The following is a 15,242-nucleotide window of genomic DNA, read 5'->3' as shown; positions in this document are numbered from 1 at the left end:
GGGAAATCATCACAATTTTCACAAGTAAATGTTAGAATAATAACATAATTATAGGTAAGGGGTGAGTGTATGGAGACTGCTGCTGAAAAGGTATTATCTCTTAAAAATGTGACGATGGATTATGGTGGAAAACGTGTATTAAATGGCGTCAATTTAGAAGTGTCTAGAGGGCAAATAATTGGTTACATTGGGCCAAACGGTGCTGGAAAGAGTACAACGGTTAAAATCATGCTAGGACTCATTGATACTTACCAGGGAAAAGTAAAGATTTTTGGACAGGATATTGCCTCGGGTGACCCTTCGTATAAACGCAAAATTGGCTATGTCCCAGAAAATGCGGAAGCATACGATAATTTGACAGCAAGCGAGTATTTGGTCTTTGTTGCTGAGCTGTATGGAATGAGTCGGGAATATGCGGAAGAAAAAGCGACAAAGCTTATGAATGAATTCGACTTAGGTGATGTTAGGAACACACGTCTATCTTCGTTTTCAAAAGGGATGAAGCAAAAGGTTTTAATCATTTCGAGCTTATTGCATGATCCAGACTTATTATTTTTAGATGAGCCGTTAAGTGGGCTAGACGCAAATAGTATGATGGTAATTCAGGAGATTTTAGCACAGCTTGCTGCGCAAGGAAAAACCATTTTTTATTCGTCACATATTATGGACCTCGTCGAGAAAATTAGTAATCGCATCGTCTTGCTTGTGAAAGGCGAAGTGATTGCAGATGGTAGTTTTGAGGAATTGCAGGAAATGAGCGAAGAAGGGACTCTTGCTGAGATCTTCAATCAATTGACGGGCTTTACTGACCATAAAAATAGAGCAGAGAAATTTGTGTCGATTGTACAAGAGGGGCAGACGTATGCGTGATTTTCGATCATTGAAATTTTTAGCGTTATTCAAACCTGTATGTAAAAGACTAGGCGTGGATTACGAAGCTATGGACAAAATTTTGCGTATCAAACTGACGATGGATGAGCGAAGGGTGCCAACGATTTTTAATGATGCTAGGAAAAAGAAGGACGGCAATCAGTTTTTGAAATCACTGTGGATCTATGGCTTGTATGGACTTATGCTCATCCCATTTATGGTGTTTGGTGAAAATTATATTTTTCAAATGAGCGTTGCTTTCGGCATCATTATGTTTTTTTTAACAACGTCGATGATTTCGGATTTTTCGTCTGTCTTGCTCGATGTGAGGGATAAAAATATTTTACAAACAAAGCCGATAAGCGGAAGAACAATTAGTGCGGCGAAAATTGTACATATTATGATCTATATGGTGTTCATTACGGGCTCGCTTGTGACGATTCCACTCATCGTGGGTCTGTTCACACACGGTATAGGTTTTGCACTTGTTTTTCTAGTTGGGTTATTGTTAACAATCTTGCTTGTCGTCGTCTTTACTTCATTATTATATTTGTTTATTCTGCGGTTTTTCGATGGTGAAAAACTTAAGGATATTATTAACTACGTGCAAATTATGTTAACGATTGGTGTCGTTGTTGGCTATCAACTACTTATGCGATCATTTCAGTTTGTTGACGTAGATTTTACGTATCTATTTAGCTGGTGGCATTTTTTCATACCGCCTATTTGGTATGGTGCGCTGTTCGAGCTGCTGTTAGCCCATCATGTAACCTATTATATGATTGTCTTTGCGATTCTTGCCATCTGTGTCCCGTTGCTCGCCATGTATAGTTACGCTCGTTTAATGCCTTCTTTTGAACGAAATTTAGAGAAGTTAATGAATGATACGAAAAAAAGGAAGCGGAAAAACAATTGGTGGGATGAGGCGTGGGCAAAAATGGTGTGCTGGAATACGGAAGAAAGAGTATTCTTCCGTTTTGCTGTGCTGATGATGAAGAAAGAGCGAGAATTTAAGCTGAAGGTGTACCCGGTACTTGGAATGTCGCTTGTTTTTCCGTTCATTTTTATTTTCAATGAATTGCGCGGGCGAACGTTGTCAGACATTGCGATGGGGAATATGTTTTTATTTATGTATTTTTGTAACCTGATGATTCCCAATATCGTTCATATGCTAAAGTTCTCGGTAAGTTATAAAGGGAATTGGTTGTTTAAGGCTGCACCCATTCAACAGCCGTCTGCCGCCTATAGTGGGGCATTGAAAGCCTTTTTAGTGAAATTGTATTTGCCTGTTTTTTTAGTACTCAGCTTTGTATTTACTTGGATTTTCACAGTGAGAATATTGCCAGATCTATTCGCAATTTTCTTGGTTGGAATTGTGCAAATGCTTATAACATACACGATTTTGAAGGCCGGAGAGTATCCTTTTTCCGAGTCCTTTGAATTTGCCCAAGATGCAGGGGCGGCTAAAATGCTGCTACTCGGTTTACTGGTCGGTATCTTTGTTGTCGGTCATCTTATCGCTAACATTTTTGATTACGGTATTTACGTCTATGTCATAGTCCTTTGCGTAGTTATTTACTTTAGTTGGAAAAGGCTTTTTCCAAAGAGTCGTGTTTTCAAATCGAAGCAGTAATTTATCATTAAAGAAAATAAAAAAAACATTTGTTCATGTAGCAACAAATGTTTTTTTTACTGCAAATTGACGATTTGTAAATCCTGGGATTGTAGGTAGTCGATGATTTGTGGCAAAGCGTCGATGACAGCTTGGGATTCATGGAGAAGAATGATGGAACCAGAAACTTTAGATGTCTGTACAGCATTCACAATTTTATCGGCATTATGGCTTTTCCAATCTAGTGTATCTGTATTCCAAAGAACCATTTTTGTCTGGTTATTTTCCATGACCTTTAAGGTCTCTTCGTTATTAGATCCATAAGGAGGTCTAAAAAGTATAACCTTTTCTTGAATAACTTCTTCAATTAACTGGTTTGTATGCAAAAGATCGAGTTCCTGTTTTTCGTAAGAAAGCTTTATTAAATCAGTATGTTTCATAGAATGACTGCCGATTGTATGGCCATTAGCGTGAACGTATTGAACGTGATTGGGATATTTAAGTACATTACTGCCCACAAAGAAAAACGTTCCGCCCACTTGATAGCTCTTTAATATGTCCGTAATTTCTTTTGTATATTTTGAGGGTCCGTCATCGAAAGTAAGGGCGACGGTACCTTCTAGAATACTATAGGAAATTACTTCATTGAGTACACTTGTAGGGAAAACCGGTTCACTTGTAGGAATAGTAGGCTCAGTTCCAGGTTCTTTAGGGAAGTGATTTGCCGTTTGCTGCTGTTCCACTAATGGGCTTTCTTCTATAACTGTTAAATCTAAGGGAGTTTCGTTATCTGCACCGTTAGCTTTTACAGTTATATTTTGGATAACCTCTAAGTTATTCATAGGATAGTTACCAAACGAAATAATGGCTGTAATCGCAAGCGTTGCGGCTACTATCCAAGAAAATTTACGAGAGAATCTGTGCGGTGTAGCTTTTTGTTGCTGGACAGGATGAATATGCTGTGAATGGTTAGTTAAAAAGTGGAGAGCTTGAATTTGGTTAATTTGCTCACTATATTTAATAGCATTCAGTCCGTTGACATAGGCTTCTGAACATGGAAAATAAATCTTTTCGCTTTGGTTTCGATGCGTTCTTGTTAAAAAGCTCATATATTGATGTTGGTCTGCATCCCAAAAACTAGAAAAGGATAATCTATATTTGTGAGATTGGCCGAGTGTCGTCACGGTTTTCAAATGATTAGCCGTATCAGCATCAATTTTCCAAAGTAATTCAATATCCTGTTCAAATGATAGCCTAATTTGTAGAAATGGTTGATTTGCTTCGGTATCAATCGCTACTAATTCAAGCAATTTTCCATGGTAGGCTTGCATGAGCGCCTCCTTTCCAAAGCAGCAATGCGTATGCTACTTACTGTTTATTCTTCCGATGGGGTTGCCTTTGAAGAAAAAGAAAATGACATTCTTTCTGTAAAGTCATTGATTGTTTGCATTAATTCATTTTTCTCGCCCAGAATTTGAGCACATTGTTCTGCGTATTTTTGATTTTCTACTTCTAAAGTTCTAACTTTTTCCTCGAGTTCTCTTATTGCTAACATGTTCTGATATTGACTATTTGTGGATTCTTCATTGAGCATATTGTATTTGTTCATTTCTTTTTCAAGCTGGTTTGAAATTTTTTGGAAGTCATTATTTGAAGTGCTCTGATAATCTTTATAATCTTCGAGAAGCTGATCATAACCCATTTGTTTATTTGTTAGATTACTTTCTAATACACGAATTTCCTTATCTTTGTCATGTGTTAGTTGATCTTTCTTCATAAGGTCATGCTTGAGGCGGCTAATTGTTTCATTGGCCGTATGTAATTGGTTTTCGAGACCTTCTTTTTTATACAAAATTAACTGTCGGTCATTAAGCATATTTTCTAGAGAAACGATCATATCCAAGGCGATTTTGTCCTGATTATCTTTAGAAAATAAGTCTTTATTGCTAGATGAGTCTAAGTCATTGGTCTCTTCTTGCATTATGAAGTCGTCTTCGACAATTTCAATGACATCTTCCTCGGAACTATTTTGCTCGAATTGATTTTGAGTAGATAGCACACCTTTAAACCACCCTTTTGATTTGTTTTTGGTATCTTTGGACATAACTTCATCTCCTAAATAATATGATGGGATTTTAATTTTATTCAAATGATAAAAGGCTATATATGCCTATGATGAAGATTCGTTTTTCTTTTATGTAGAGAAAAACAATGAAAAATATTATAATACCTTAATCCTATTGTATGATGATGTAGAATAATGTCAACAGATTACTAGTTTGTTGTCGAACAAAGGTGAAAAGGTAGAGGTGGGATATTCCTCTAATTACTTGACGTATTAACCGAAGAATCAAGGAACTTAAAACGTATATGGGGCTATTTAAGGTATAATGAATAGGACGTAACGGATTAGAAAGGGGATTGATTGTTTTGAGATTAATCGCGATTGATCTTGATGGTACATTATTATCGGAGAATGGCATAATTAGCGAGGCCAATAGAGAAGCAGTTTTGGAGGTGCAAAAACAGGGGGATATCGTGGCGATTTCCTCTGGACGTGCCTTGCCAGACGTGGAGAAAATTCTACAACCAGCGGGAATTGTTTGTCCGATTATGACGGGAAATGGTGCAGTTTCTTATTATAAAGGACAAGAGATTCAACGTTTTTCAATTCCAACTAAAGTTGTTGAGGAAGTCATTGAAATACTTGGGAAAAGTGGAGTTCACTATGAGATTTACACTGCACAAGGCATCTATAACGGACAAGGTGGTAAGGAAGTTCTACAGGAAGAAATTCTCCATGCAACGAAACAACAGGTGACGGGTTGGGCTGGGGAAATGCTTCATCATTATTTGGACAACCAATATGATTTGAATGAAACGTTATCAACAGCTACCATTGGGATTCCAAATGTGTCACATTTAAACGTATATAAACTGTTGGTGCTATCACTGAACGAGGCTAAGCTAGCAGAGCTGAGCAAGGTGTTATCAGGAAGGGCTGATTTGTTCCTTACTTCATCAGGCGTTTTCAATTTAGAACTGGGTCATCCTGATGCGGGGAAAGGGAATGCCTTGCGATTCATGGCGGGGCACTTGGAGATTCCATTGGAAAACACGGTCGCCATTGGAGATAATTATAATGATGTATCGATGTTTGAAATTGCTGGAATGAGCATCGCAATGGGCAATGCGGAAGAGCCGTTGAAGGAAATGAGTACGTATGTAACGAAGCACCATAATGAAGATGGAGTTGCTCATGCTTTACGGACATATATTTTACAGAAGTAAGCTAGATGGATAGAAGGATCCCCTCCGAGTTTTATTTTGGAGGGGATTTTAGTTGCAATTGGGAAGGAGGGTATTTATGGACGATAAAGACTATGATCGCTTGCTACGTATTAAAACCGGTGGCACGCGGGAGTGGCAAACTCAGTCGTCACATTACAATCGTTACGAAGCGACGCCTTATGTGGCGTTGGATGAATTATTTCGTGAGTATACACTGAAGAGAACGGATGGGGTCGTCGATTTTGGCTGCGGTAAGGGACGGCTGGCATTTTACCTGCATCATCACTTCCAAGTATCGGTGACGGGGATTGAAATGAGTGCACAGTTATATCAGGAGGCACTTGAAAATCAGGCCAGTTACTGTGGGAAGCTTAAGCAACTGGGGGGTGCTATTTGGTTTGAACGCTGTTTGGCAGAGGACTATGAAGTGGCGATAACGGACAATCATTTTTATTTTTTCAACCCGTTCTCCATTCAAATTTTTATGAGAGTCATTGCCCGTATTTTACGTTCAGTTGAGCAACACAAGCGGTCAGTTGATATTATCCTGTACTACCCGACAACCGATTATAGCCAATTCCTTGAAACAGCAACACCTTTTGTATGGTTACAGGAAATAAAGGTCCCTGGATTATATGAACAAAATAATAATGAACGTTTTTTAGTTTTTCGCTTAGATGCAGATAACTAGTAACAGGCACAGTCTATAGGACTATGCCTGTTACTAGTTATCTAAACTTTTTGCTAAGGTAATAATTGTTTGGACAATTCAATGTGTTTGCCCCTTGTGGCTGACACCCAATAAGGAGATCCTTCTTTTATAAAGTTATTATCATTTTCCGAAAAAATACTTCCGCTTCAATCATGTCGAGGATATAGCTCAACGAGTGTAATAGATTTAGGCACTATTTAAAGTTCTATACACAATGCATAGCTGCCTCTGCTTCATCCCAAGGGACTGGATAGCCTTTCCCTTTTGCGCAGAAGATGGAGGTGGATGTGTATTCCGGGTCTGCGTTTTTGTTGTAGCCAAGCAGTTCAATCACTTGCTCTTCGTTATGACAACGATCATAGCCACTAAATTGCAAGCGTAGCGTTCCTTTGCCATGCGTGAAGGAAGCAAAGGCAGTGCTGTAGTTCATGAAGGTTGCAACAGGAACACGTCCTTTGACGAGCACTTTATCTCCGAGTGTTTCGGGAGGCTCAAAGCTGCCATGTGCTTGTTGAATGTCTGATAGCACACGCCCAATCAGATCCAACTCGACTTTGATTGTATAGTCATAGTAGGGTTCAAGTAATAGATTGTGGGCTTGCTCTAACCCTTGGCGTAAGGCTCGACGTGTAGCTTCTCTAAAGTCACCGCCAGAGGTATGCTCATTATGTCCTCGTCCTGTCAGTAATGTGATTTTGACGTCGGTGAGGGCGGAGCCGGTTAATAGCCCGTGATGGTCGCGTTCAAATACATGATGGCGGACTAGATTTTGATTGCCAATCGACAGATCATTAGCGTGACAGACGTTATCGAAGGAAATACCGCTATTTCTATCGGCGGGTTCGATTTTCAAATGGACTTCTGCGTAATGTCGTAGTGGTTCGAAATGGCCGTAGCCGTTTACGGTTGTAGCAATGGTTTCCTTATAAAGAATTTTGGGTTCATCGAAAGTGACAGTGAATTGAAATCGTTCTTTGACGATTACCTTCAACACTTCAAGTTGGATGATGCCCATGACATGTACGTGAATTTCCTGAAAGTGCTCGTCCCAAAAGACGCGTAGAGAGGGATCCTCGGCATCCAATAGGTTGAAGCAACGCAACATCTCTTTGACATGGATGGATGCATCAAAAACAACTTTCGATTTCAAGGTGGGTATGAGGTCAAATGTCACTTTTTCTTTCAAAGCCCCTACGCCATCACCTATGGATGCATTTGTTAGGCCAGTCACCGCGAATAATTCACCTGCATGAATTTGGTCGACTGCCTTGAATTTATTGCCGCTATAAATACGGATTTGAGTAATTTTTTCAGCCAGCTCCCCGTAATGAACCTCTTCACGAACGTGAAGTGTACCGCCTACTGATTTGAGGAATGTCACTTTGTTGCCGTTATCATCATGCCGAACTTTGTACACTTGTGCCGCAAACTCACCGGAATCATCGTAGGAGGTCCCTGTCAGGACATCGAGTTTCGTGAAAAATTCTGCAATGCCGATGTCTTTTAGTGCAGAACCGCTGGCGCTGGCGAACACTTTATTGTCCCGGATCATATTCTTGAATGCTTGGAGCCATAGCGTCTCGTCATAACCAGTTTCCATATAGGTTTCCAGCAGTGCTTCGTCACGCTCTGCGATAAATTCGATGAGCTCCTCTTGCATGATACCTTCGTGGAAGGCGGTTGTAAGGTCGCAAACATCTTCTGACAAATTAATGCGAATCTCTTGTAAAATATTTTCTACATCCGTTCCTTCACGATCGATTTTATTGATGAAGAAAAATGTGGGTACTTGGTGTTTACGAAGTAGCTGCCAGACGGTTTCGGTATGACCTTCGACACCATCGCTTGCACTAATAATGATGATGGCGTAGTCCATCACTTGAATGGCGCGTTCCATTTCCGGAGAAAAGTCGACATGCCCGGGCGTATCGATAATCGTATAGGTCGAATTGTTATATGAGATGATTGCTTGATCTGCAAAAACGCTGATGCCACGCTCTTTTTCGATGGCATGGCTATCCAAGAAGGCATCCTTATGATCGACGCGCCCCCGTTGTTTAATGCTATTGGTGTGATAAAGAAGTTGTTCTGAAAATGTTGTTTTTCCCGCATCGACGTGTGCTAGGATACCGATTGTTTTATACATCATGTCACTCCGTTCTATTTCCTGCTGATAAAAGTAGTATAGCAAATCTGAATCGGATGGATGTATGTTAAGCAATGGTATACTAAAGAGAGAAAAAGTTTAAAGAAGGAGGTTCGGATTATGCAGTATTCAAAACCAAAGATGGAGCAGCTTGTGAAGAATGATACGGAGCTGAAAAAACAACTGAACCAAATTATGAAAGAGCATGACTTGGAAAAAAGCTTTGCGTTAAAAGCGTTGTATCATTCTGTGGTCAAAGACGGCGGAAGATATCAAAGGGATTATCAGGAGCTTTAAACAGCTGTGAAGCGTGGAGAGTCCGAGAGGAATTTTCGCGCTTTCTTCAATCTATGAGGGAGGGATGGGGTTGATTCAAATACTCCGTGCAGGAAATCATTATCAACCTTTTAGAGGACCATTCACCATTACGAGGATCCAGCCAAGTGATATTTTGGATGTGGAGATGAATGATCCGGCTTTTGGGCCTCTTAGTACAATCGACCACGCTATTATGAGAAAAGGTTTGACGATTAAAATGCATGAGCATGTGAACGATGAAATTTTCAGCTATGTCTGGAAAGGTACTTCTTATCACAAGGATTCGGCAGGCTTTGAGGCGTCAATCGCACCGGGCAAGTTAATGATGATGAATGCTGGAAATAGCTTTTGGCACGAGGAAAAGGTAAAAGAGGAATATGTTGAAATGCTACAAATCTTTTTCCGCCCTTATGAGGCAAATTTACCTCCAAGCATTCAATTTCATGACAAACCTTCGGACAATCGTGATTGGTATGAGATGGTCGGCCCTGAAGGAAGCGGAGCACCGTTAGTCATTAGACAAAGCGGCTATGTGTTGGACGCGCATCCCAAAATGGGTGACGTCCTTCAAGTTCCGCAATACAAGGGGATGAAACCTTTTCTGTACGTTTTGGACGGTTCGATTCAAATTGGCGATGACACGATCCATAAACAAGAAGCAGTGACCGATCTAGAAAATGATCTGCCGCCATTTACAGCAATCGAAGATACAACCGTCGTCTTGTTCATTGTTGATATGGATGCCATTACCTCTAACAGCGGAACAATTAGTGGAATGGGTAAACGAAGGTAAGGAATAAGTGAGGCCTGCAAGCGATGTTGAATACATATCGCTTGCAGACCTTTTTTTAATAAACGAAAATTTGTGCAAGGTTTCATGTGAAGTCTTGTTATTTGTAGGTGAAATATACAGGTATTTCATTATCGCAAATATGGACAAGAAACCGAGTGTCCTTCTCCTTATAATCAAGATGAGGGGGAATAAGATGAATAGATTACTGACAAAAGATCCATATCGAGTTTATATTTATACTTGTTTTTCATCACAATTATTTTTCACGTTTATCTTCACAGTAAACTTGTTATATCATGTGAAAATTGTAGGGCTTAGTCCACTCCAGCTTGTGTTTGTGGGAACTGTATTAGAACTATCCGTTTTCCTTTTTGAAATTCCAACTGGACTAGTCTCGGATTTGAAAAGTCGGAAACTTTCAATCATAATTGGTTACTTTTTAATAGGATTCGGTTTTTTAATTGAGGGGTTATTTCCCTACTTCATCACTGTATTACTGGCCCAGGTGGCGTGGGGGATAGGTTATACGTTTACAAGTGGTTCCCGGCAAGCTTGGATTGCAGATGAAATAGGGGAAGAACGTGCTTCGCTAGCCTTTATAAGAGGTGCAAAGGCAGGGAATCTTGGGCAAGTTATTGCAATCCCATTAAGTATTTTAACAGGTTATTTCATGATTAACTTGCCAATCATTATTGGTGGACTATGCATGGTTGGATTAGCTGTCTATTTAATCATTTTCATGAAAGAAGAAAACTTTAAACCGTTAGATAAAGATGAAATAACCTCAACATGGGGAAGTATGAAGGGGAATATGGGCAAAGTTATTTCCCATTCCAAAGCGAGCTTCATTATAAGAATGGTGTTTCTTATTGCCTTGTTTGTAGGATTTTATAGTGAAGGTTTCGATCGTTTATGGATGTCCCACTTTTTGGAGGTATCCAACATATCGAATTTGGCGGACGAACAATTAGTTGTGGTAATGGGGGGACTTCAGTTTATCGTCGTGCTTGTTTCCTTTGTAGCACTTCATTGGATGAATCGGAGTGCTATCCATGGGAATCTCAGACATATCTATGTCTTTCTTTTTGTCGGAAGTGTACTTATTATCATCTCATTGATAGGCTTTGCGTTGTCATCTTATGTCGTGGGTTTACTCACTTTCTATATAATTATCCAGGTTACAAGGCAAGTCATGTATCCGTTGGAGGATATTTGGCTCAATAAAATCATTCCAGATTCCTCTACACGCGCAACCTTCTTTTCGGTAAAAGGGCAAGTAGATGCCATTGGTCAAATAGGAGGAGGTCCGGTTATTGGTGTTGTAGCGTCAGGTTTTACAATAAAAATAGCAATCATCGTGAGTGCGGTGTTATTAGCACCTGTATTATTTTTATATAAGATGATCTTGAAACAATCCAAGGAGTGAGTCATTCCTTGGATTTTTCTTTAATGGGCAGGAAGATTTCCATGTAGATTTTTACGTATTCCCAGTGATGGCAGTGTTCGTCGTAATATTCGAAGTCATAACTTGTCTCATCGACTTCGTAAAGGGATTCCGGGAGCCAATCTTCTAAAATGTATTGCCAAGTACCTTTGATGGAGGAGACAAATTGTTCGACTGTAACAAGTGGGGTTCTAAAAACTGCATAAGTTGTATCTGGAATTTGTAGTTTTGTCAGTCCAGTGGGTAACTGAACGTTTTGATCGTAATTTACTGCAAATAAATACGTAAACCTGTCCCCCTGGTCTTCGCTGCTTAGGTTGATACAATATTCCCCATGTTTTTTAGGAGATAAGGCTGCATACAATGTGCGTTCGATTTCTTCATCGGGAGAAATTCCTTGATCCCAAAAGGCGGGCGCATCTCTTGTATAGGAAATATTTTCGATGGTGCTCCCAAATGTTTTACCAGCAATATTAAAAGCAGACTTCTGCACAATTTTCGGTTGCATGACAATGCCACCTACCCTTTTTTCACGGAGACTTAGTAGATTGAGTTTTGGGGGTAATGATAATGGACAATGAAGTCGATATAGACTGGGTGGACTACCAAAATATTTTTTAAAAGCCTTTGTAAAGCCAGAATGCGTTTCAAAGCCATAGTCCAAAGCAATTTGAATAATTTTTTCACCCTGCGCTAAATCATATAATGCATATTGCAACTTTCTCTTTAAGACATAGTCCATAATGGTGTACCCGATATGTTTATCAAAAATGCGATAAAAATGATAAGGGGAATAGCCAACTAGTTTAGCTAGTTCCTTGGGTTCGATGTCCTCTTTAATATGTTCCTCAATATAATCGATGACTTGTTGCAGTAGTGGTGACTGTTGAATAGTTATCGCCTCTTTACTTTAAATAACGCCATTAGATTGTTGTGATGCAATCCAATAAAGGGTTTTGAATAAACATTATCACGGAAAGAGCAAACTGAAAACTAAATAACGTGAAAAATAATCGATTAAATAGAGCAAGAACCATTTTGGGGGATAGTACCAAATACTTTCGTTGTTACATTGCCGAAAAAGGATCAAGGTGTTTCGTTAAAATTGATGGGGTGGATTAAGCAACACGAGACTTTTACGAGTAAAGAATTAGAAAACTATCTTGATAGAAGCAAATCATCAGTTCGTCAGTTGATAACTGAACTCGTTGCATCTAATTTAATTGAACACATGGGGTGTGGGCATGCAACAAAATATCGCGTGAAGCTGCGACTAGCTAATAGAGGAAAAGTACTTGGTTTAATCGAATATAATTTATAGTAAGTTAATGATAGGGAATTTCGGGTGTGCTTATGATTGAAACCATCGTTGCGTATATATCGTCTGAGAAGGAGGCTCACAATGGAACGTTTAACAGATCATTTACTTGTTATTTCTTTTGATTGTTTATCGTCGCTTGATCTTCCGATGCTAGAGACGCTGCCGCATTTTCAGGAATTATTGAATAAGGCAGCGATTTGTAGAAAGGTCGAGACGATTTATCCTTCGGTGACGTATCCTTGTCATGCAAGTATTGTGACGGGGAATTATCCAAATCGGCATGGCGTTGTGACGAATACGTTGCTACAGCCGAATCGACTGTCACCGGATTGGTATTGGCATCGTCGTTATATTAAAGGGACAACGTTGTATGATGAGGCGAAGAAAGCAGGATTGTCAACGGCGGCATTGCTATGGCCAGTGACAGCAAAGGCGAAGATTGATTATCATATGCCTGAAATTTTTGCGAATCGTCCGTGGCATCATCAAATTGCTGTGTCTTTTATGAATGGTAGCAAGCGTTATCAGCTTGAAATGAATAATAAGTTTGGTCATCTGCGAAAGGGGATTGCTCAGCCAGAATTGGATGATTTCGTGACGGCGTCGACTGTACATACAATTCAAACGAAAAAACCGAACTTGATGCTGGTTCATTTGGTAGATCTTGATACACAGCGTCACCATCACGGGTTTTCATCAGCGGAAGCACATGCAGCTATTCACCGTCATGATAGACGGTTAGGAGAGATTTTGGCGGCTTTGAAGGATAGTGGCATGTACGAACGGACGACTATTGTGGTGCTGGGGGATCATAGTTCGCTAGATCATTTGAGGGCTGTTAAGTTGAATGTGTTACTGAAGGATAGTGGTTTGATTCAACTGAATGGGCGGGGCATGGTGAAAGATTGGCAGGCATATTGTAAGAGTAATGATGGTTCGGCTTATATTTATGTGAAAGATGAGCCGGCGAAGGATAAAGTGCGTGCGCTGCTGCACTCCCTTGCGGTTAATGAAGCTAATGGTATTGAATTCGTACTAGAGGGTGCAGAAGCTGGATTACGCGGGGCGGACGAGCATGCTGCTTTTATGATAGAGGCACGTCGTGGTTTTTATTTCACAGAGCATCTTGATGGAGAGTCCATAGATGTCATTACGGCGGGGGATGTGGCGGCGGGCAAGTATACACATGCTTCTCATGGTTACTCACCAGGAAAAGAGGATTACTCGACGGTTTTTATTGCGACAGGGAAAGGGATTCAGCCGAATGTGAAAATTGAACATATGCGGTTGGTTGATGAGGGACCAACGTTTGCAAGATTACTAGGGGTAGATTTGGGAAATACGGATGGAAAAGTGATAAAGGAACTGTTGAGAATAGATTGAAGTTTTACAATGTTTACATTCAACTTCGTGTAAACTGTCTATAGGGGATGAAAGGGGTGTGGGGATGAAGAAGTATACGAAACAAGAGAATAGTTGGATTTTCTATGATTGGGCAAACTCGGCATATTCCATTATTATTACGACCGCGGTTTTTCCACTATATTATAAGGCGGTTGCAACTGATGCTGGCGTTAGTTTGTCGAATTCAACTGCGTATTTGGGTTATTCAGTTGCCATTGCGACGTTCATTTTGGCAATGATTGGGCCGGTTTTAGGGGCGATTGCGGATTACGAAGGATTAAAGAAGAAATTTTTCCTGTTCTTTTTCCTCGTGGGGACAGTCTCGACAGTTTCGTTGGCATTTGTACCGGGGGATAATTGGTTGTGGTTATTGATTATCTACACGGTAACGGCCGTTGGCTTCCATGGTGCGAATATATTTTATGATGCATTTCTCGTTGATGTAACACCGCAAAAGCAAATGAATCACATATCTGCACGCGGCTTTGGTTTTGGGTATATTGGAAGTACAATTCCGTTTATTATTAGTATTGCTATTATTTTATTGGCCCAGAATGAAGTGATTCCACTTGCAGTGTCTATGGCGAGTAGGATCGCCTTCGTCATTACGGCAATTTGGTGGTTTGTGTTTACGATTCCGATGCTGAAAAATGTGCGTCAGCTTCATGGCGTGAAACGTGAGTCGAATATACTCGGAGGTAGTTTCAGACGGCTTGGTGGGACATTTAAAGAAATTCGTAAATATCGGACAGTGTTTTTATTCTTACTGGCTTACTTTTTCTACATTGATGGCGTCGGGACGATTATTAATATGTCAACAGCCTACGGAACTGATTTAGGGATTAGCGCTACTAATCTTCTAATTATTTTGTTTGTCACACAAGTGGTAGCTGCACCATTTTCGATTATTTACGGTAAGCTGGCGCAGAAGTTTACAGGGAAAAAGATGTTGTATGTTGGTATTTGTGTTTATATTATCGTTTGTATTTATGCGTATTTCATGAAAACAACGATGGATTTCTGGATCTTGGCGATGCTTGTTGCAACGTCACAGGGAGGCATCCAGGCGCTTAGTCGTTCCTATTTTGCTAGAATTGTCCCGAAAGAAAAAGCAAATGAGTTTTTCGGATTCTATAATATTTTCGGCAAGTTCGCATCCGTCATGGGTCCTTTATTGGTAGCGTTGACGACACAGCTGACAGGGAGCTCCGCAAACGGTGTATTCAGTCTCGTAGTGTTGTTCGTTATCGGGCTTGTTCTACTCGCGAAGGTGCCAGAACCGGATGATAAAGTGAAAACTGCTTAACTAGACAAGCGAGGTACACTGTGAG

The 15,242-nt window shown here is 40.1% G+C and carries 14 protein-coding genes; 10 read left to right on the top strand and 4 right to left on the bottom strand.

Features of this window, described 5'->3' with window-relative positions; all coding sequences use genetic code 11:
* Positions 1-69: 69 nt before the first annotated feature.
* Positions 70-870, top strand: a complete 801-nt coding sequence (locus MKZ10_RS02215; protein ID WP_342507488.1) for an ABC transporter ATP-binding protein — start codon at positions 70-72, stop codon at positions 868-870.
* Positions 863-2,503: a hypothetical protein gene (locus MKZ10_RS02210; RefSeq protein WP_342507486.1), complete on the top strand. Its 1,641-nt coding sequence runs from the start codon at positions 863-865 to the stop codon at positions 2,501-2,503. The genes MKZ10_RS02215 and MKZ10_RS02210 overlap by 8 nt, the downstream gene beginning before the upstream one ends.
* 56 nt (positions 2,504-2,559) lie before the next feature.
* Here MKZ10_RS02210 and MKZ10_RS02205 read toward each other — a convergent pair whose 3' ends face one another.
* The gene (locus MKZ10_RS02205) at positions 2,560-3,813 is read right to left on the bottom strand and encodes a polysaccharide deacetylase family protein (RefSeq protein ID WP_342507484.1); all 1,254 of its coding nucleotides are present in this window, start codon (positions 3,811-3,813) and stop codon (positions 2,560-2,562) included.
* A gap of 44 nt (positions 3,814-3,857) precedes the next feature.
* Positions 3,858-4,586 carry a hypothetical protein gene (locus MKZ10_RS02200; RefSeq protein WP_342507482.1) on the bottom strand — a complete coding sequence of 243 codons (729 nt, stop codon included), beginning with the start codon at positions 4,584-4,586 and terminating at the stop codon, positions 3,858-3,860.
* A gap of 326 nt (positions 4,587-4,912) precedes the next feature.
* Between MKZ10_RS02200 and MKZ10_RS02195 the strand changes: the two genes are divergently transcribed.
* Together MKZ10_RS02195 and MKZ10_RS02190 are read left to right on the top strand one after the other, a co-directional pair.
* Positions 4,913-5,773 carry a Cof-type HAD-IIB family hydrolase gene (locus MKZ10_RS02195; RefSeq protein WP_342507480.1) on the top strand — a complete coding sequence of 287 codons (861 nt, stop codon included), beginning with the start codon at positions 4,913-4,915 and terminating at the stop codon, positions 5,771-5,773.
* A 76-nt stretch (positions 5,774-5,849) separates the two neighbouring features.
* Positions 5,850-6,464 (top strand): class I SAM-dependent methyltransferase, encoded by a 615-nt coding sequence (locus tag MKZ10_RS02190; protein ID WP_342507478.1) that lies wholly within the window; start codon positions 5,850-5,852, stop codon positions 6,462-6,464.
* A gap of 226 nt (positions 6,465-6,690) precedes the next feature.
* Here MKZ10_RS02190 and MKZ10_RS02185 read toward each other — a convergent pair whose 3' ends face one another.
* Entirely contained in the window at positions 6,691-8,631 is a 1,941-nt protein-coding gene (locus MKZ10_RS02185; RefSeq protein WP_342509973.1) for a translation factor GTPase family protein, read from the bottom strand.
* 120 nt (positions 8,632-8,751) lie between these two features.
* Here MKZ10_RS02185 and MKZ10_RS02180 point away from each other — a divergent pair, with 120 nt between their 5' ends.
* The 3 genes from MKZ10_RS02180 to MKZ10_RS02170 all read left to right on the top strand — a co-directional run bounded on the left by MKZ10_RS02180 (position 8,752) and on the right by MKZ10_RS02170 (position 11,168).
* Complete coding sequence (locus MKZ10_RS02180) at positions 8,752-8,928, top strand: hypothetical protein (RefSeq protein WP_342507476.1); 177 nt, start codon at positions 8,752-8,754, stop codon at positions 8,926-8,928.
* Positions 8,929-8,998: 70 nt separating this feature from the next.
* A complete protein-coding gene (locus tag MKZ10_RS02175) occupies positions 8,999-9,742 on the top strand; it encodes a pirin family protein (RefSeq protein WP_342507474.1) in 744 nt (247 codons plus the stop codon).
* Between the two features lie 193 nt (positions 9,743-9,935).
* Positions 9,936-11,168, top strand: a complete 1,233-nt coding sequence (locus tag MKZ10_RS02170; RefSeq protein ID WP_342507472.1) for an MFS transporter — start codon at positions 9,936-9,938, stop codon at positions 11,166-11,168.
* 1 nt (position 11,169) lies between these two features.
* Here MKZ10_RS02170 and MKZ10_RS02165 read toward each other — a convergent pair whose 3' ends face one another.
* The gene (locus MKZ10_RS02165) at positions 11,170-12,027 is read right to left on the bottom strand and encodes a helix-turn-helix domain-containing protein (RefSeq protein ID WP_342509971.1); all 858 of its coding nucleotides are present in this window, start codon (positions 12,025-12,027) and stop codon (positions 11,170-11,172) included.
* A gap of 267 nt (positions 12,028-12,294) precedes the next feature.
* On the opposite strand from MKZ10_RS02165, the gene MKZ10_RS02160 reads away from it, so the two are divergent.
* The 3 genes from MKZ10_RS02160 (at position 12,295) to MKZ10_RS02150 (ending at position 15,217) form a co-directional block, all read left to right on the top strand.
* Positions 12,295-12,507 (top strand): helix-turn-helix domain-containing protein, encoded by a 213-nt coding sequence (locus tag MKZ10_RS02160; protein WP_342507471.1) that lies wholly within the window; start codon positions 12,295-12,297, stop codon positions 12,505-12,507.
* Positions 12,508-12,588: 81 nt separating this feature from the next.
* Positions 12,589-13,890 carry an ectonucleotide pyrophosphatase/phosphodiesterase gene (locus MKZ10_RS02155; RefSeq protein ID WP_342507469.1) on the top strand — a complete coding sequence of 434 codons (1,302 nt, stop codon included), beginning with the start codon at positions 12,589-12,591 and terminating at the stop codon, positions 13,888-13,890.
* A 64-nt stretch (positions 13,891-13,954) separates the two neighbouring features.
* Positions 13,955-15,217 (top strand): MFS transporter, encoded by a 1,263-nt coding sequence (locus MKZ10_RS02150; protein WP_342507467.1) that lies wholly within the window; start codon positions 13,955-13,957, stop codon positions 15,215-15,217.
* Positions 15,218-15,242: the final 25 nt, after the last annotated feature.

It is taken from the genome of Sporosarcina sp. FSL K6-2383 (assembly GCF_038618305.1).
GTDB lineage: Bacteria > Bacillota > Bacilli > Bacillales_A > Planococcaceae > Sporosarcina.
The sequence above is the reverse complement of the archived record's forward strand: the minus strand, read 5'-3'. Positions and strand labels throughout refer to the sequence as shown.

Excerpts from the sequence above, each read along its gene's own strand:
- MKZ10_RS02200 (WP_342507482.1), bottom strand. The coding sequence starts at position 4,586 with ATGTCCAAAGATACCAAAAACAAATCAAAAGGGTGGTTTAAAGGTGTG.
- MKZ10_RS02215 (WP_342507488.1), top strand. The coding sequence starts at position 70 with ATGGAGACTGCTGCTGAAAAGGTATTATCTCTTAAAAATGTGACGATG.
- MKZ10_RS02205 (WP_342507484.1), bottom strand. The coding sequence starts at position 3,813 with ATGCAAGCCTACCATGGAAAATTGCTTGAATTAGTAGCGATTGATACC.
- MKZ10_RS02180 (WP_342507476.1), top strand. The coding sequence starts at position 8,752 with ATGCAGTATTCAAAACCAAAGATGGAGCAGCTTGTGAAGAATGATACG.
- MKZ10_RS02155 (WP_342507469.1), top strand. The coding sequence starts at position 12,589 with ATGGAACGTTTAACAGATCATTTACTTGTTATTTCTTTTGATTGTTTA.
- MKZ10_RS02210 (WP_342507486.1), top strand. The coding sequence starts at position 863 with ATGCGTGATTTTCGATCATTGAAATTTTTAGCGTTATTCAAACCTGTA.
- MKZ10_RS02170 (WP_342507472.1), top strand. The coding sequence starts at position 9,936 with ATGAATAGATTACTGACAAAAGATCCATATCGAGTTTATATTTATACT.
- MKZ10_RS02185 (WP_342509973.1), bottom strand. The coding sequence starts at position 8,631 with ATGTATAAAACAATCGGTATCCTAGCACACGTCGATGCGGGAAAAACA.
- MKZ10_RS02150 (WP_342507467.1), top strand. The coding sequence starts at position 13,955 with ATGAAGAAGTATACGAAACAAGAGAATAGTTGGATTTTCTATGATTGG.
- MKZ10_RS02160 (WP_342507471.1), top strand. The coding sequence starts at position 12,295 with ATGGGGTGGATTAAGCAACACGAGACTTTTACGAGTAAAGAATTAGAA.
- MKZ10_RS02190 (WP_342507478.1), top strand. The coding sequence starts at position 5,850 with ATGGACGATAAAGACTATGATCGCTTGCTACGTATTAAAACCGGTGGC.